The sequence below is a fragment of the Streptomyces sp. B5E4 genome (genome assembly GCF_039871555.1).
In the GTDB taxonomy this organism is placed as follows: domain Bacteria; phylum Actinomycetota; class Actinomycetes; order Streptomycetales; family Streptomycetaceae; genus Streptomyces.
The window spans coordinates 17,658-33,454 of record NZ_JBDPMI010000037.1; the positions used below are offsets into that span (position 1 = coordinate 17,658).

The 15,797-nt window shown below is 74.7% G+C and carries 16 protein-coding genes; 13 read left to right on the forward strand and 3 right to left on the reverse strand.

Features of this window, described 5'->3' with window-relative positions; all coding sequences use genetic code 11:
* Window positions 1-76: 76 nt before the first annotated feature.
* Entirely contained in the window at window positions 77-1,750 is a 1,674-nt protein-coding gene (locus ABGA99_RS32215; RefSeq protein WP_347580344.1) for an MFS transporter, read from the forward strand.
* Window positions 1,751-1,843: 93 nt separating this feature from the next.
* Here the strand turns inward: ABGA99_RS32215 and ABGA99_RS32220 are convergent, their stop codons facing one another.
* The gene (locus ABGA99_RS32220) at window positions 1,844-2,137 is read right to left on the reverse strand and encodes a hypothetical protein (protein ID WP_347580343.1); all 294 of its coding nucleotides are present in this window, start codon (window positions 2,135-2,137) and stop codon (window positions 1,844-1,846) included.
* Window positions 2,138-2,212: 75 nt separating this feature from the next.
* Between ABGA99_RS32220 and ABGA99_RS32225 the strand changes: the two genes are divergently transcribed.
* Together ABGA99_RS32225 and ABGA99_RS32230 are read left to right on the forward strand one after the other, a co-directional pair.
* Window positions 2,213-2,953: a VOC family protein gene (locus ABGA99_RS32225; RefSeq protein WP_347584020.1), complete on the forward strand. Its 741-nt coding sequence runs from the start codon at window positions 2,213-2,215 to the stop codon at window positions 2,951-2,953.
* The gene (locus ABGA99_RS32230; protein WP_347584021.1) at window positions 2,950-5,355 is read left to right on the forward strand and encodes a tetratricopeptide repeat protein; all 2,406 of its coding nucleotides are present in this window, start codon (window positions 2,950-2,952) and stop codon (window positions 5,353-5,355) included. The genes ABGA99_RS32225 and ABGA99_RS32230 overlap by 4 nt, the downstream gene beginning before the upstream one ends.
* Before the next feature lie 85 nt (window positions 5,356-5,440).
* Here ABGA99_RS32230 and ABGA99_RS32235 read toward each other — a convergent pair whose 3' ends face one another.
* Window positions 5,441-6,328 carry an NADP-dependent oxidoreductase gene (locus ABGA99_RS32235; protein ID WP_347584022.1) on the reverse strand — a complete coding sequence of 296 codons (888 nt, stop codon included), beginning with the start codon at window positions 6,326-6,328 and terminating at the stop codon, window positions 5,441-5,443.
* A gap of 112 nt (window positions 6,329-6,440) precedes the next feature.
* Here ABGA99_RS32235 and ABGA99_RS32240 point away from each other — a divergent pair, with 112 nt between their 5' ends.
* A complete protein-coding gene (locus ABGA99_RS32240; RefSeq protein WP_347580339.1) occupies window positions 6,441-6,842 on the forward strand; it encodes a helix-turn-helix domain-containing protein in 402 nt (133 codons plus the stop codon).
* A gap of 4 nt (window positions 6,843-6,846) precedes the next feature.
* Here the strand turns inward: ABGA99_RS32240 and ABGA99_RS32245 are convergent, their stop codons facing one another.
* Window positions 6,847-7,782 carry a LysR family transcriptional regulator gene (locus ABGA99_RS32245; RefSeq protein WP_347584023.1) on the reverse strand — a complete coding sequence of 312 codons (936 nt, stop codon included), beginning with the start codon at window positions 7,780-7,782 and terminating at the stop codon, window positions 6,847-6,849.
* Window positions 7,783-7,911: 129 nt separating this feature from the next.
* On the opposite strand from ABGA99_RS32245, the gene ABGA99_RS32250 reads away from it, so the two are divergent.
* From ABGA99_RS32250 to ABGA99_RS32290, 9 genes are all read left to right on the forward strand, one after another.
* The gene (locus ABGA99_RS32250) at window positions 7,912-8,907 is read left to right on the forward strand and encodes an SDR family NAD(P)-dependent oxidoreductase (RefSeq protein WP_347584024.1); all 996 of its coding nucleotides are present in this window, start codon (window positions 7,912-7,914) and stop codon (window positions 8,905-8,907) included.
* 73 nt (window positions 8,908-8,980) lie between these two features.
* The gene (locus ABGA99_RS32255; protein WP_347584025.1) at window positions 8,981-9,361 is read left to right on the forward strand and encodes a DUF6191 domain-containing protein; all 381 of its coding nucleotides are present in this window, start codon (window positions 8,981-8,983) and stop codon (window positions 9,359-9,361) included.
* A gap of 19 nt (window positions 9,362-9,380) precedes the next feature.
* A complete protein-coding gene (locus ABGA99_RS32260) occupies window positions 9,381-10,085 on the forward strand; it encodes a type 1 glutamine amidotransferase (RefSeq protein ID WP_347584026.1) in 705 nt (234 codons plus the stop codon).
* Window positions 10,086-10,279: 194 nt separating this feature from the next.
* Window positions 10,280-11,782: an FtsW/RodA/SpoVE family cell cycle protein gene (locus ABGA99_RS32265; protein ID WP_347584027.1), complete on the forward strand. Its 1,503-nt coding sequence runs from the start codon at window positions 10,280-10,282 to the stop codon at window positions 11,780-11,782.
* Entirely contained in the window at window positions 11,779-13,233 is a 1,455-nt protein-coding gene (locus ABGA99_RS32270) for a penicillin-binding protein 2 (protein WP_347584028.1), read from the forward strand. Before ABGA99_RS32265 ends, ABGA99_RS32270 begins: the two co-directional genes overlap by 4 nt.
* Window positions 13,234-13,349: 116 nt before the next feature.
* Window positions 13,350-13,514: a hypothetical protein gene (locus ABGA99_RS32275; RefSeq protein WP_347584045.1), complete on the forward strand. Its 165-nt coding sequence runs from the start codon at window positions 13,350-13,352 to the stop codon at window positions 13,512-13,514.
* Window positions 13,515-13,637: 123 nt separating this feature from the next.
* The gene (locus ABGA99_RS32280; RefSeq protein WP_347580332.1) at window positions 13,638-14,567 is read left to right on the forward strand and encodes a diiron oxygenase; all 930 of its coding nucleotides are present in this window, start codon (window positions 13,638-13,640) and stop codon (window positions 14,565-14,567) included.
* Window positions 14,568-14,725: 158 nt separating this feature from the next.
* Window positions 14,726-15,490, forward strand: a complete 765-nt coding sequence (locus tag ABGA99_RS32285) for a TetR/AcrR family transcriptional regulator (RefSeq protein WP_347584029.1) — start codon at window positions 14,726-14,728, stop codon at window positions 15,488-15,490.
* Between the two features lie 2 nt (window positions 15,491-15,492).
* Window positions 15,493-15,750 carry a hypothetical protein gene (locus ABGA99_RS32290; RefSeq protein ID WP_347580330.1) on the forward strand — a complete coding sequence of 86 codons (258 nt, stop codon included), beginning with the start codon at window positions 15,493-15,495 and terminating at the stop codon, window positions 15,748-15,750.
* The last annotated feature ends 47 nt before the right edge of the window (window positions 15,751-15,797 follow it).

A 15,797-nucleotide genomic window follows, 5' to 3' on the forward strand; every position in this document is an offset into this window, starting at 1 on the left:
TCCCGCTCGCTCGACGCACGGGTGAGAGGCGCCCGAGGGGGCGCCGGACGGTTGTTTCGGACAAGGAGCACACCTCATGGCCACCGACATCGCGACACGGGCCGGGCGGCGGGAGTGGATCGGGCTCGCGGTGCTCGCGCTGCCCGTTCTGCTCATCTCCATCGACGTCTTCGTCCTGCTGCTCGCCCTGCCCCACCTCAGCGCGGACCTCGGCGCGAGCAGCACCGAGCAGCTCTGGATCATGGACGTCTACGGGTTCATGCTCTCCGGCTTCCTCGTCACGATGGGCACCCTCGGCGACCGCATCGGGCGCCGCCGCCTGCTGCTCACCGGCGCGGCGGCGTTCAGCGTCGCCTCCGTGGTCGCCGCGTACTCCACCAGCCCGGAGATGCTGATCGCCTCCCGCGCGCTGCTCGGCATCGCGGGGGCGACGCTGGCGCCGTCGACGCTGGCGCTGATCACCAACATGTTCCAGGACCCCCGGCAGCGCTCGGCGGCCATCGGCGTCTGGTTCATGTGCTTCATGGGCGGCGCGGCGATCGGCCCGCTGGTCGGCGGGACGATGCTGGAGCACTTCTGGTGGGGCTCGGCGTTCCTGCTCGGGGTGCCCGCGATGGTGCTGCTGCTGGTGCTGGGCCCGATCGTGCTGCCCGAGTACCGCGACACCAAGGCGGGCCGGCTGGACCTGGCGAGCGTGGCGCTGTCCCTGGCGGCGGTCCTGCCGCTGGTGTACGCGGTGAAGGAGCTGGCGAAGGACGGCTGGGCACCGGTGCCGCTGGCGGCGCTCGCGGCGGGCGGCGCGTTCGGGACGGTCTTCGTACGGCGCCAGCAGCGGCTGGAGCACCCGCTGATGGACCTGCGGCTGTTCCGCAACCGGGCCTTCTGCACGGCGCTCGGCGGGATGTTCGCCGGCACGTTCCTGATGGGCGCGCTGATGCTCTTCATCACCCAGTACCTGCAGATGGTGCAGGGGCTCTCGCCGCTGAAGGCGGGCCTGTGGATGCTGCCCGCGGTGGTGACCTCGGGGTTCAGCTTCGGCCTGGCCCCCGTCGCGGCCCGCTACGTCCGGCCGGCCCGGCTCATCGGCGGCGGGCTGAGCGTCTCGGTCGTGGGCCTGCTGCTGCTCGTGGTGGCCGACGTCTCCGGCGGACTGCCGTACGTCGTCACGGGGTTCGCGCTCATCAACCTGGGGGCCGGGCCGCTGGTGACCCTCGGCACCGACCTGGTCGTCAGCTCCGCGCCGCCGGAGAAGGCGGGTTCGGCGGCGGCGATGAACGAGACCAGCGGCGAGTTCGGCTACGCACTGGGCATCGCGACCCTGGGCAGCGTCGGCACGATCGTCTACCGCGGACAGATGGAGGACGGCGTGCCGGCCGGCACCCCGGGCCCGGCCGCGGACGCCGCCCGGGAGGGCATCACCGGCGCGGCCACGGCGGCGGCGGACCTGCCGGCGCGGACGGCGGAGGCGCTGCTGGCCCCGGCGCGGGAGGCGTACGTCAGCGGGATGCACATGGCCGCGATCATCGCGGCGGTGCTGCTGGCGGGTGTGGCGGTCCTGGCCGTACGCCTCCTGAACCACGTCCCGCCCACGGGCGCGGGCCCGCAGGAGCCGGCGCCGGACGACACCGCGCCGGGCCACAACGCAGCGGGCCACTCCGCAGCGGAGGCCGCCGCGGCGGACGGCACCAAGGTGAACGCCGCCGGGTCCGGCGACGACACGACCCCCGCCCCGGAGCCGGTACGCGGCTGACCCCGGCTCCCGCACCCGTCGAACCACCCCCGGGGTGGGCGGTCTTCCCGCCCACCCCGGACCGCTGTCCGCGCATGGGCCGCCGCGCGCACCTCAGCCGCCCGACGACCGGGCCGCCTCGCGCAGCGCCATCCGCGCCGCGACCGTACCCCCGTTCAGCGTCTCCCAGAACGGGTGGATCGATATCTCGATGGACAGGTCGCGGAACCTCTTCCGCAGCACCGTCTCCTGCCGGTCCAGCTCGGGCGTCCACCCGCTGCCCGCCCGGTGCTCGACGCCCGCGCTGTCCGTATACGGGCGCAGCGGGAACTCCTCCAACCGCTGCGCGACGGCGAACCACTCCCGCTTCGCCCGCAGCAACTCCTCCGGAAACTCGTAGTCGCTCACGACTCGCTATCATACGTGTGTTCGATTTCAAGAAGCGAGCCGACGCGCGCGCCACGGGTGCATAGGATCGCCGGCATGGCTCTGCGACCCGTCCAGGTGAACATCAAGGCCCTCGACCACCCGGCGGTCGGCCGGTTCTGGGCGGAGGCGCTCGGCTGGCACGTCCAGGCATCCGGCGCCACCACCTACGTCGGCCCCGGCGGCGGCCTTCGATGGCCGCATCCCGTCGCCCTCGGCATCGACGTCGTGCCCGTCCCCGAACCCAGGACGGCGGCGAAGAACCGCGTGCACCTCGACCTCGCCACCACCTCGGCGGCCCATCAGGAGGAACTGGTCGCCCGCCTCCTGGCGCTCGGCGCCACCCCCGCCGACGTGGGCCAGGGCGAGGTGCCGTGGACGGTCCTCGCCGACCCCGAGGGCAACGAGTTCTGCGTGCTGGAGCCGCGGGACGTCTACCGGGACACCGGGCCGATCGCCGCGGTGGTCGTCGACTGCGCGGACCCGCGGGCCATGGCCCGCTTCTGGGGCGAGGCGACGGACTGGCCGGTGCGGGAGGTGAGCGACGACCACGCGGTGCTGCGCGCGGCCGGGGGCGGGGGCCCGTACCTCGAACTCCTCCGCGTCCCCGGACAGAAGACCGCCCCCGACCGCGTCCACCTCGACCTGCTGCCGTACCCCGGCGACGACAAGGAGGCGGAGGCGGCCCGGCTGCGCACCCTGGGCGCCCGCGACCTCGACCTCGGCCAGGGCGACGTCCCGTGGACCTGCCTGACCGACCCGGAGGACCACGAGTTCTGCGTCCTCGCCCTGCCGTGACGCACCAGCCGGACGACCCCGCCGGCGGCTCGGGCGCCACGCGGTCCGAGATGTCGGGAACCGCGGGTGCCGTGGTCCAGGCCCGGGACATCAGCGGGGGTCTGCACGTCCATCACGCCGACCCCCGGCCCCCGGACGCCGACGTCCCGGTCCCGCGCCAACTGCCGCTCGCTCCCCGCGACTTCGTCGGCCGGGCCGCGCAGTTGCACGAGCTGGACGCGATACTCGGCAGCGCGGCGGGAGCGCCGCCCCTGGTCGTCGTCACCGGGACGGCCGGGGTGGGCAAGACCTCCCTCGCGCTGCGCTGGGCCCACCGGATCGCCGCCCGCTTCCCCGACGGGCAGCTCTACGTCAACCTCCGCGGCTACGACCCCGGCCGGCCGTTGCTGCCGGGTGAGGCGCTGCACCGGATGCTCACCGCCCTGGGCGTCCCGGCACCGGCGATCCCCGCCGACCCGGACGCCGCCGGGGCGCTGTACCGCTCACACCTGGCGGGCCGCCGCGTGCTGACCGTGCTGGACAACGCGGCCTCCGCCGGCCAGGTCCGCCCCCTGCTCTCCGCAGGACCCGACTGCCTGACGCTCGTCACCAGCCGGCGTCACCTCGGCGGCCTGGCCGTACGCGACGGGGCGTACCCACTGACGCTGCGCCCTCTGCCGGAGCCCGACGCGGTCGCGCTGCTGCGCGCCACCACGGCGGGTCGCCGCGCCGAGGACGACGCGCCCGAACTGACGGAGCTCGCACGGCTCTGCGCCCGCCTCCCGCTCGCTCTCCGGATCGCGGCGGAGCGGGCGGTCAGCCGTCCGCACCTGAGCCTGGGCGATCTGCTGGACGACTTGCGGGACAAGTCGTCGCTGTGGGAAACCCTCAGCATGGGAGACGACGAAGACGGGGACGGCGTCCATGCGGTCTTCGCCTGGTCCTATCGCGCGCTGCCGGAGCCGGAGGCCCGGCTGTTCCGGCTCCTGGGCCTGCACCCCGGCCCGGACTTCAGCATCGCGGCGGCCTCCGCGCTGGCCGCGGACTCCGTGAGCGGTACCCGGCGGCTGCTCGACGCGCTCGTCGGCGTCCATCTGCTGGAGCAGACCGCCCCGGACAGGTTCGAACTCCACGACCTGCTGCGCGCGTACGCCACGGACCGGGCGCACGCCGAGATGGCAACCGACGAGCGGGAGGCCGTGCTCGGACGGGTGTTGACGTGGTATCTGCTGACCGCCGAGACAGCACGGCAGAGGGCACGACCGGACGGGATCGGACTGCCCCTGCCGACGCCCGACGACGAGGCCCCACCCCTGACCTTCAGGGATTACGACGCGGCCGTGGACTGGATCGAACGCGAGCGCCTCAATATCTACGCCGCCACGCGGGCCGCCGCGGGGGCGGAACTCCACGACCTCGCCTGGCAGCTCCCGGTCGTGCAGTGGCGCGGCTCGACCCACGCCAGGCCCACCACCGAGTGGACCGAGACCGCCCGCCTCGGGCTGTCGTCGAGTCACGCCCTTCACGACCGGTTCGCCCAGGCGTGGGTGCTGCGGTGCCTGGGCGAAGCGCACGTACGCAACAACCGGCTCGCGGAAGGAGAGGAGTGCCACCGCCAAGTCCTCGCCCTCCGCCGCGCACTGGGGGACCGGAGGGGCGAGGCCGCCACGCTGAACTCGCTGGGCCTCGTCTTTCTCGCCCGGAGGCGACTCGACGCCGCCGTCACCCACTTCGCCCAGGCGCTCGACGCCTTCCGGGAGCTGGACGCGCCCCGGGGGGCGGCCGTCGAGCTGTCCAACCTCGCCAACGCGTACTACGAGGCCGGGGCCCTGGCCGATGCCGACGCCTGCGCGCGGCAGGCCCTCGCCGTCTATCTGGATCTGCACGACGAACTCGGCGAGGGCAGCGCGCTGCGCAGCCTGAGCAACATCCAGCGCGAGCGCGGGGAGCCGACCGCGGCCCTGGAGTCGGCGCAGAGAGCCGTGGACATCGCCGTCCGGCGCCGCATGTCCGCCTCGGAGGGGCTGCGTCTGCTGGTCCTGGGGGCGGCACAGCAGGCCAACGGGCTGTTCGACGAGGCCCTTTCCACGTACGACCGGGCGGCCGCTCTGCACCGCCGCATCGGTGACGGCGGCCGGGAGGCGCTCGCCTGGCACGGGAGCGGTGAGACCCACCGGGCGCTCGCCCGCCCCGACGAGGCCGCCGCCTGCCACCGCCGGGCCGCCGCCCGCTTTCACGAGCTCGGCGACCGCTGGCACGAGGCCGTCGCGCTCGACGGCCTCGCCGCCGCGGTGCGGGCGGGCGATCCGGACGGGGCGCGCGGCCACTGGGAGACGGCCCTCGCCCTGCTCGCCGGCTACGACGATCAGCGGACGGCCGCGCTCCGCGACAGCATCGCCGCACGGCTCGGGGCCGGCGGCTGAGCTGTGCTGCCGCCGGGCGTGTGCAACGGGCTTGTGTAAGGGGCCCGTTCCAGGTGCCCTGCCTCTTACGGCAGCGCGCCCCGTCCTACGGCACCAGCACCAGGCGTCCCCGTATGCCGCCCTCCGTCAGCCGGGCGTGCGCCTTCGGGGCGTCGGCCAGGTCGTAGGTCTCAGCGACCCGGGGGGTCAGCACGCCGTCGTCGACGAGCCGGGCCAGTTCCGCCAGCCGCGGGCCGTCGGCGCGGACGTCGAGGGCCGCCGTGCGGATGCCGCGGACCGGGGCCGGGGCGGTGTTCGGGATGACCGCGGCGAACGCGCCGCCGTCGCGGGTCCAGGGCAGCGCCCGCTCGCCGCCGAGCACCGCCGCGTCGAGCACGGCGTCGTAGGCGGCGGGGACCGGGGCCGTGGTGAACGCCGCGCCGAGGGCGCGGACCAGTTCCTCGTCGGACACCCGGGCCAGGCCCGTCACCGTGACGCCGCGGGCGGCGGCGAGCTGGATCGCGTACCCGCCCAGCGCCCCCGCCGCACCCGTGACCAGCAGCGAGGTGCCCGGCGCGGGGTCGAGCAGGCCCAGCGCCTGGTCGGCGGCGAGCGCGTTGAGCGGGAACGCCGCGGCGTGCACGGCGTCCACCGTCGTCGGGGCCTGGGCCACCGCCGCACCGTCCACGACCACGTACTCGGCGTGCGAGCCCAGCGGCTTCGCCACCCCGTGCACCAGCGCCACCACCGCGTCGCCCACGGCGAACCCCGCGCCCGCCGCGTCCACCGTCCCCGCGACGTCCCAGCCGAGTCCCGTGTACGTCCCGCCCGGCGCGGCGCCGAAGACGCCGGCGCGCGTCCCGCCGTCCACGGGGTTGACCGCCGCCGCGGCCACCTTGATCCGCACCTGCCCCGCGCCCGGTTCCGGCACCTCCACGTCGGCGATCGTCACGGCCTCGGGGCCGCCGAACTCCGTCACCACTGCAGCACGCATGGCCAGTTCTCTCCCTGATCGGTATCGATCTCTGCTGCCGCAACCCTAGGAAGAGTTAGTATCCATCGGTAAGTAGTTACCTGAGAGTGCCTAGGCCACCCGGAGGAGAGCCATGGCGACCACGACGGCGGCCCAGCGACGCGAGCAAGCGCGCTTCGCGTACGACGCGTTCATGCGGGACTGTCCCACCAACCAGCTCCTCGGCCGCCTCAGCGACAAGTGGGTCAGCCTCGTCGTCGCCGCCCTCGCCGGCGGCCCGCGGCGCTACAGCGACCTGCGCCGGAAGATCGCCGGCGTCAGCCCGAAGATGCTCACCCAGACCCTGCGCACCCTGGAGCGCGACGGCATCCTCACCCGCGCCGTCACGCCCTCCGTCCCCGTCCGCGTCGACTACGAACTGACGGCGCTCGGCCGCAGCCTCGCCGGGCTTCTCACGGCGGTGAAGGACTGGGCGGAGGAGCACATCGAGGAGGTGCACGCCGCCCGCGAGCGCTACGAGGCGCAGGAGGGCTGAGCGTTCACGCGTACGCCTCCGGGTCGCGGACGCACTCCCGTACCGCCGCCAGGAAGTCCGCCACCGGCGGGCTCGTCCGCTCCCGCGGCCAGGCCACCGCGATCCGCAGCGGCTCGATGTCGCGGACCGGCCGCCAGACCAGCTCCGGGTGCGTGTAGTACGTGGTCATCGACTCCCCCGCGAAACACACCGCCCCGGTCGCCGCCGCCTGCTCCAGCATCTCTTCGACGTTGTCGTTCTCCGGTCCCCACACCGGCTCCGAGCCGTCCGGCCGCGGGTTGACCGCCCACCAGTCGACCCACGCCTTCGGCGCCCTGCGCGTCCACATCAGTTGCTGGTCGCCCAGGTCCGCGATGCCCACGTCCGGCCGCGCGGCCAGCGGGTGCGCGCGCGGGAGGGCGACCCAGCGGCGCTCGGTGGCGACGGTGCGCGCGTGCAGCCCCGTCAGGTCGGCGGGCAGCCACACGAACGCCACATCGGCCAGGCCCCGGCGCAGGCCCTCGGCCTCGCCGCCCCAGTCGAACCGCTTCGGTTCCAGCACCGCACCGGGCCGCCGCGCGGCGAAGGCCGCCCGCGCCCGCGGCCCCAGCGGTCCCGCGCCGGTGGCGACGAAGCCGAGCCGCAGCACGTTGCGGGCGGCCGCCGCGGCGGTACGGACCTCGCGTACGGCCGCCGCCCAGTCGCCGGTGATCCGGCGCGCCGCCGGCACCAGCGCCTCGCCGGCCGCGGTCAACCGCACCTCGTGCCCGGCGCGTTCGAACAACTCGGCGCCCAGGTCCGCCTCCAGCCGGCGGATCTGCCGGCTCAGCGAGGGCTGGGTGACGTACAGCTCGCGGGCGGCGGCCGTGAAGCTCAACCGCTCGGCCACGGCGAGGAAGTAGCGCAGCACGCGCGTGTCCACGTCCGTCGCCGGAACCTCGGTGACCGGCCGCTCGTCCATGCCCGAAGCGTATGGGTGCAGGCATTGGACCCGCCCCGAACTCCGGTGTTTCGGTGGTCCCGACCGGAAGACGAGCCGGTACGGGCCGAGCCCCGCGGCCCCACCCGTACCGCGGAGAGGAGCCCGCCCATGACCGCACCGGACTTCGAAGCCACAAGGCCCGACCCTGCCCGCCCCGACGCGGGCCGGCCGGCCCCCGATGGGCCCGGCGCCCACCGGCCCGGCGCCCACCGGCCCTCGTCCAGACGCGCCCTGCTCCGGACCGGCGCCGCCGGCCTGACCGCGGGGCTGGCCGCCGGAGCCGTCGGGACCGGGACCGCGCGGGCCGCGTCCCCGGCCGCCGGCGACGCGAGGAGCGCCGGTGACGGTGAGTTCGACGGCAAGGTGGTACTCGTCACCGGCGCCACCTCCGGCATGGGCGAGGCCGCCGCCCGCGCGCTGGCCCGCCGCGGCGCGAAGGTCTTCTTCTGCGGGCGCCGGGCCCGGCTCGGCCGCGAGATCGAGGCGGACATCCGCCGCACGGGCGGGGAGGCCACGTACATGCGCACGGACGTGCGCCACGAGGACCAGGTACGGGACTTCGTGCACGGCTGCGTGCGGCGGTACGGGCGCGTCGACGTCGCGTACAACAACGCGGGCATCGAAAGCCCGCGCGCGGCGCGGCTGCACGAGCAGACGCTCGCGGACATGGAGGACGTGTGGCGCACCAACGCCGCCGGGACGTTCCTCGCCATGAAGTACGAGATCCCGCAGATGCTGGCGCAGGGCGGCGGTGTCGTCGTCAACACCGCCTCGATCTCCGCGGAGGTGGGCTTCGCGACCATCTCCCCGTACAACGCCAGCAAGCACGCGGTGGCGTCGCTGACCAAGGTGGCGGCGCTGGAGTACGCGCCGGAGGGCGTGCGCGTGACGGCGTTCGCCCCGGGGGCGGTGGACACCCCGATGCTGCGGCGGGCGGCGGAGGCGTTCGGCCTGACGTACGAGGAGATCGCGCAGGACTACCCGATCCGGCGCATCGTGCGGGCCGAGGAGATGGCCGCGGTGATGATGTGGCTGGGCTCGTCCGCCGCGGCGCCGGTCGTGGGCACGGACGTGGACGTCTCGGGCGGCTGGCTGACGGCCTGAGGGCGGCGGGGGCGGGAACGGTTCCGCGGGCCGCGGCGTTGTTCGAACGAGCCGAGTCGCGGGAGGCGCGGGGATGAACATCGTTGCGGAGCTGTTCGCGCCCAGCCATGCCCACGCCCGGCGGGCGCGGGAGCGGATGGAGCTCGTCGTGGACGACGTCGGCTCGGGCGATCCGCACCGCGGGCCGATAGACCTCACGTCGGGCAAGGTCGTCATCGCCCTCGGGGAGGCGGCGAAGCCGGCCGCGGAGCCGGCGGACGCGGTGCCTTCCGACGCCGTACGCACCGACGCGACACCGGCCGACGCCGAGCCCGCCGACGCCGTACCGGCCGATGCCGTCCCCGCCGACACCGTCCCCGCCTACGGCGTCCCCACCGATGCCGTACCGGCCGGCGCGATCCCGCCCGCCGCCGTCCCGCAGCAGGCCACCCCCGCCGACACCCCGCGCCCGTAGCTGACCGAGAATCGCACGCATGACGAAGGTTCTCGTGGTGCAGAACGGCCGCAGCGGCGGCGCCCGCCGTTTCGGCGCGTGGCTGGAGCAGGACGGCGTCGCCCTCGACGTCGTCCACGCCTACGCGGGCGCACCCCTCCCCCGCCGCCTGGACCACGCCGCGATCCTGCCGCTCGGCGGCGGCCCCATGCCCGACGACGACACGGCGATGCCGTGGCTGGCGGCGGTGCGCGAACTGGTCGGCGAGGCGCTGGAGCGGGACGTCCCGGTCTTCGGCGTCTGCCAGGGCGGCCAGCTTCTCGCCCATGTCGCCGGCGGCCGGGTCACCGCCTCGCACGGCGAGCCGGAGCTGGGCAGCACGCCGATCACGCTGCGCCCGGAGGCCGCGGACGACCCGCTCTTCGCCGGGCTCCCGCCGCGGGTGACCGCCGTCCAGCGGCACGTCGACGCCATCACGGAGCTGCCGGCAGGCGCGGTGTGGCTGGCGGAGAGCGAGCGCTGCCCGCACCAGGCGTTCCGCCACGGCGACCGGGCGTGGGGCGTGCAGTTCCACCCGGAGGCCGGCGCCGACCGCGTCCACGCGTGGAGCGACGAGTCCATCCGCGCCCGCGGCTTCGACCCGGCCCGGCTGCGTGCCGAGGCGGACCGCGACGAGCAGGAGTCGGCACAGGTCTGGGAGCAGGTGGCACACCGCTTCGCGCAGGCGGTACGAGCCGAAGGCTGACCCCGCCGAGGCAGGCCCTCCACCCCGTACCGCCGCCCGCGGACCTGCCCGCGGGTCCGGCACCCGCGCGCGGCCGGACCCGCTCGCGGCCGACTCCGCGGACCCGCCGCCGGATCCCGCCCCGGCCCTCCCCGCGACCCACCCCCATACCTGGCATACCCGGCAAAACGGCCACCGCTTGCTACGTTGCCCGCATGACCACCGCCACCGACCCGGCCCAGGCCCTCCGCCCGCCGGGCCGTGCCCGGCGGCTGGCCACGCCGCCGCCCCCCGTGCCCCGCCCCCGCCGCCGCGGCGCCGAACTCGGGCTCCTGGTCTGCGCCGTCGGCGTCATCGCCTACGGCTACGCCGCCGTCGGCTACGCCACCTCCGGCGCGCTGCCCGCGGACCTGGCCACCCACCTCGGCGGCCTCGCCGGGCTCGCCCTCGTCGCCCACCTCGTCGTCCGCCTCCGCGCCCCCCGCGCGGACCCCGTGCTGCTGCCCGTGGCGCTGCTGCTCAACGGCCTCGGCCTGGTCCTCATCCACCGCCTCGACCAGGACACCCCCGGCGACCGCGCCGCACCCACCCAACTCCTCTGGTCCACCGTGGGCGTCGTCCTCTTCGCCGGCGTCCTCCTCTTCCTGCGCGACCACCGCGACCTGCGCCCCCGCGCCGCGAAGTACGCGTTCACCGCCCTGTGCCTGATGGCCGCGCCGATCCTCTTCCCTGCCGTCAACGGCGCCAGGATCTGGATCCGGATCGGCGGTCTCTCCCTCCAGCCCAGCGAGTTCGCCAAGGTGCTGCTGGCGATCTTCTTCGCCTCGTATCTCGCCGCCAACCGCCACGCCCTCACCTTCACCAGCGGCCCGCGCATCCGGCGCCTGCTGCTGCCGCCGCGGCGCGTGCTCGGGCCGATCGTCGCGGTGTGGGGGATCAGCCTGGCGCTGCTGATCCTGGAGCGGGACATCGGCGCCTCGCTGCTGTTCTTCAGTCTGTTCGTGGCGATGCTGTACGTGGCCACGGGCCGGTTCGGCTGGCTGGCCGTCGGGCTGCTGCTGGCCGCGGCGGGGGCGGTGGCTGTCGGGGCGCTGGAGCCGCACGTGCACACGCGGGTGGAGGACTGGCTGTCGCCGTTCCGGGCCATCGAGGAGGGGCACGGCCCCGGGCAGTTGGCGCAGTCGCTGTTCGCGTTCGCGGCGGGCGGGGCGCTGGGCGCGGGGCTCGGGCAGGGGCACTCGCTGCTGATCGGCTTCGCGGGCAAGTCGGACTTCATCCTGGCCACCGCGGGCGAGGAGTTGGGGATCGCGGGGCTGACCGCGCTGTTCCTCCTCTACGCCCTCTTCGTCGCCCGCGGCTACCGCACCGCCATCGCCATCGGCGAGCCGTTCGGCGCGCTGCTCGCCGCGGGGCTGGCGGCGATCATCACGCTGCAGGTGGTGGTGATCGCGGGCGGGGTGCTGGGGCTGATCCCGCTGACCGGGATGGTGACGCCGTTCCTGGCGCAGGGCGGTTCCTCCGTGGTGACGAACTGGGTGATCGTCGCGCTGCTCGTACGGCTCAGCGACGAGGCCCGTACGCCGCCGGAGGAGCGCCCGGCACCGGAGCCCGCGCCCGCGCGGCCGGAACCGGAACCCGAACCCGCGCCCGCCTGCGCGACCGTCCCCCTCGTCGTCCCCGTGGTCGACGAGGCGCACCCCGCGGACGGCGCCCGGTGATCCGCAACACCCGTATCGCCGCCGCCTGCAGCCTGCTGCTCTTCCTCGGCCTCCTGGTCGGCGCCGCCCGCGTCCAGGTGCTCAACGCCCCCGAGTACGACGCCAACCCCGCCAACCGCCGGCACGCCCTGGAGCGCTACGCCCAGCCCCGCGGCGACATCTACGCCGCGGGCCGCCGCCTCACCGGCTCCGCCGACACCCGCCAGGGCCTGCGCTACGAGCGCTCGTACGCGAACGGCCGCCTCTACGCCCCCGTCACCGGATTCGCCTCCCAGCTCTACGGCGCCACCCTCCTCGAAGACACCGAGGACCGCGTCCTCGCCGGCACCGACGGCCGGCTCGCCCCGCTGCCGCTCTGGGGCGACCTCACCCGCAGCCGCCAGCCCGGCGGCCAGGTGCACACCACCGTCGTACCGGCGGTGCAGAAGGCGGCGTTCCGCGGGCTGCGCGGCCGCAAGGGCGCCGTCGTCGCCCTCGAACCCGCCACCGGCCGCGTCCTCGCCCTGGTCAGCAGCCCCGGCTACGATCCCGCGCTGCTCTCCGGCAACTCCCCCGCCACCACGCTGGCCTGGAACCGGCTCACCGAGGACCCCGCCCAGCCGCTCCTGAACCGGGCGATCCGGCAGACGTATCCGCCCGGCTCCACGTTCAAGGTGATCACGGCGGTGGCGGCGCTGGAGTCCGGTACCGTCACCGACATCGACGCGCCGACCCGCACCCCGAGCCCGTACCGCCTCATCGGCAGCACCACGCTCCTGCGCAACGAGTCGCGCGGCTGCGCCGACGCGCCCCTGCGGGAGGCGTTCGCGGAGTCCTGCAACACGGTCTTCGCGAAGCTCGGCGCGACGGTGGGCACCGAGCAGATCGTGGAGACCGCGGAGGCGTTCGGCTTCAACGACGGCGGTCTGTCGCTCCCCTCGCCCGTGCTGCCGAGTCACGTCAACACGCGGATGGATCCGGCGCAGGTCGCGCTGTCGGCCATCGGGCAGTACGACACCCGGGCGACGCCGCTGCAGATGGCGCGGGTCGCGGCGACGATCGCCAACGGCGGCCGGTCGATGCGCCCGTACCTGGTCGACCGGCTCGCGGAGGCCGACGGCGAGACGGTGGCGCGGACCCGTCCCGCGTACGAGGAGACGGCGATGACGCCGGGGACGGCGGCGCTGCTGCGGCAGATGATGATCGACGCGGTCAGCGACGGCACCGGCGGTCTGGCGGCGATCGACGGGCTGACGGTCGGCGGCAAGACGGGCACGGCGCAGCACGGGGTGGACAACTCCGAGAGCCCGTACGCCTGGTTCATCTCCTGGGCGCAGCGTCCGCGGACGGCCGTGCCGGGGGTGGCGGTGGCGGTGGTCGTGGAGGACGCGGAGGCGGACCGCGCGGACATCAGCGGCGGCGGCAGCGCGGCCCCGGTCGCGCGCGGGGTGATGCGGGCGGCGCTGCGCTGAACCCGGCGGCGGGCCACGGCTTTCGGTCCGTACGGCACAGACGTGCGCCGCCGTCGTACGAAGCGGGCCGGGGAAGCCCGGGACCGCTCCCCGGGCGCGCTTCTACGATGCCCCGGGTGAAGGAGATCCTGATCGGCATCCTCATCGGCCTGATCTTCCTCATCGTCGGCGGCGCCTTCTTCTGGCTCCTGGCCTCCAGCAGCGACGCGAACCGGGAGGAGTGCGAGGAGCAGGCCGAGCGCTCCCACGGCCGGGTCACGTGCATCGTCACCGTCGAGTGACGCCCGCCGCCCGCCTGTTGGCCACCTTACTCATGCGTCAACCAAACGCGTCCGGGGCATTGACGGGCTTGCTGACAAGTTGTCTCATAAGAGGGACCGCCGGTAACTCTCCCAGGAGACGCGATGACCACGACGACGGGGCACCTCGCCCTGACGGACGCGCTCGGCCCGCTCAAGGACCGCGAGAAGGTCGCGGAACGACTCCTCGCCGCGTCGGAGAAGCACTCCTTCGACCCCGACAGGGAACTGGACTGGGACGCCCCGGTCGAAGAGGGCAAGTGGTTCTGGCCGCCCGAGCTGGTCTCCCTCTACGACACCCCCCTGTGGCGGCGGATGTCCGAGGAGCAGCGGAGGGAGCTGGCCAGGCTGGAGGCCGCGTCGCTGGCCTCGCTGGGCATCTGGTTCGAGATCATCCTCATGCAGTTGCTCGTCCGGCACATCTACGACAAGCCGGTCACGAGCAACCACGCGCGCTACGCGCTCACCGAGATAGCCGACGAGTGCCGGCACTCCATGATGTTCGCCCGGATGATCACCAAGGGCGGCGCGGAGCCGTACCCGGTCACCCGGTTCCACCACAACCTCGCCCGTATCTTCAAGACCTTCTCCACCACCCCCGGTTCCTTCACCGCGACCCTCCTCGGCGAGGAGATCCTCGACTGGATGCAGCGGCTGACCTTCCCCGACGAGAGGATCCAGCCGCTGGTGCGCGGCGTGACCCGGATCCACGTCGTCGAGGAGGCGCGGCACGTCCGGTACGCGCGCGAGGAGTTGCGCCGGCAGATGCTCACCGCGCCCCGCTGGGAGCGGAACCTCACCCGGCTCACCTCCGGTGAGGCCGCGCGCGTGTTCTCCGTCTCCTTCGTCAACCCGCAGGTGTACACGGACGCGGGCCTGGACCGGGCGGAGGCGGTGGCGCAGGTGAAGGCCAGCCCGCACCGGCGCGAGGTGATGCAGACCGGCGCGAAGCGGCTGACGGACTTCCTCGACGACATCGGGGTGATCCAGGGCGTCGGGCGCAGACTGTGGCGCAGCTCGGGCCTGCTGGCCTGAGCGGGCCGGTGCGCACGCAGCGGCCGGAGCCGGCGCATCCGGCGCGCACGGGGCAGGCGCGGGCGGCGGGAGTGCAGCCGGAGGCATCCCAGCAGGTCGCACGGGACCCGGACGGGCCGGGGCGGCCGTCGCCGGCCCGGCGGGCTACGCTGCCGGACATGAGCACTGCGTCCGACCGGGGAGCCCGCCCCGCCGCGTCCCAGCCGGCGGTCGCGTACCGCAGGCTGAGCGTCTCCCAGCGCCGCAGCCAGTTGCTCGACGCCGCGCTCGGCCTCTTCGCGCACCGCGCGCCGGAGGACGTCTCGCTGGACGACGTCGCCGCCGCCGCGCAGGTCTCCCGCCCGCTGGTCTACCGCTACTTTCCCGGCGGCAAGCAGCAGCTCTACGAAGCCGCCCTGCGCAGCGCCGCCGACGAGCTGGAGCTGTGCTTCCGCCAGCCGCCGCAGGGTCCGCTCACCCGGCGCCTCACCCGCGCCCTGGACAGCTACCTCGGCTTCGTCGACGAGCACGACGCCGGCTTCAAGGCGCTGCTGCAGGGCGGCAGCGTCGTCCAGACCAGCCGCACCACCGCCATCGTCGACGAGGTGCGCCGCTCCGCCGCCGAGCAGATCCTGCTGCACATCGAGGTGCCCGAGCCCGGCCACCGGCTGCTGACCATGATCCGCACGTGGATCACCGCGGTCGAGGGCGCGTCCCTGATCTGGCTGGACGAGGGCAAGCAACCGCCGCTGCCGGAGCTGCGCGGCTGGCTCGTCGACCACTTCGTCGCGCTGCTGGTCGCCACGGCCGCGGGCGACGAGGAGTGCGGCCGGGTGCTGCGGCGGGCGCTGGAGCTGGAGACGGCGGACGGCCCCGCGGGCGACCTCGTACGCCGCATCGCGCCGTTCCTGCCCGACGCCGCGCACCTCCTCGGCGAGGACTGACCGTGCGCACGGAGGACACCGCGTTCGTCGGGGGCCCGCTGGACGGCCGCACGCTCGCCGTGCACGTCGGCGCGACGGGCCGGCCGCCGAAGGTCTACGAGGTCCCGGTGCCCGACCCCGCCGGGGGCCCGCCGACGGTGCACGTCTACCGACTGGAGCCGGCGAACCTCAGCCCGCGGCTGAAGCTGCCGCGGGGATGGGTCTACACGTACGACCCGGAAGGCGTGCCGGAGCGGCGCCCGTGGCCGTGGTCGCGCTGACGGGCCGTCAATCCTCACGAGTGATGGTATTACTCGGTTTCGCCCAG

Bases quoted from the DNA above. Each gene is read 5' to 3' on its own strand.
- ABGA99_RS32215 (WP_347580344.1), top strand. From the start codon at position 77: ATGGCCACCGACATCGCGACACGGGCCGGGCGGCGGGAGTGGATCGGG.
- ABGA99_RS32225 (WP_347584020.1), top strand. From the start codon at position 2,213: ATGGCTCTGCGACCCGTCCAGGTGAACATCAAGGCCCTCGACCACCCG.
- ABGA99_RS32235 (WP_347584022.1), bottom strand. From the start codon at position 6,328: ATGCGTGCTGCAGTGGTGACGGAGTTCGGCGGCCCCGAGGCCGTGACG.
- ABGA99_RS32240 (WP_347580339.1), top strand. From the start codon at position 6,441: ATGGCGACCACGACGGCGGCCCAGCGACGCGAGCAAGCGCGCTTCGCG.
- ABGA99_RS32245 (WP_347584023.1), bottom strand. From the start codon at position 7,782: ATGGACGAGCGGCCGGTCACCGAGGTTCCGGCGACGGACGTGGACACG.
- ABGA99_RS32250 (WP_347584024.1), top strand. From the start codon at position 7,912: ATGACCGCACCGGACTTCGAAGCCACAAGGCCCGACCCTGCCCGCCCC.
- ABGA99_RS32255 (WP_347584025.1), top strand. From the start codon at position 8,981: ATGAACATCGTTGCGGAGCTGTTCGCGCCCAGCCATGCCCACGCCCGG.
- ABGA99_RS32260 (WP_347584026.1), top strand. From the start codon at position 9,381: ATGACGAAGGTTCTCGTGGTGCAGAACGGCCGCAGCGGCGGCGCCCGC.
- ABGA99_RS32265 (WP_347584027.1), top strand. From the start codon at position 10,280: ATGACCACCGCCACCGACCCGGCCCAGGCCCTCCGCCCGCCGGGCCGT.
- ABGA99_RS32280 (WP_347580332.1), top strand. From the start codon at position 13,638: ATGACCACGACGACGGGGCACCTCGCCCTGACGGACGCGCTCGGCCCG.
- ABGA99_RS32285 (WP_347584029.1), top strand. From the start codon at position 14,726: ATGAGCACTGCGTCCGACCGGGGAGCCCGCCCCGCCGCGTCCCAGCCG.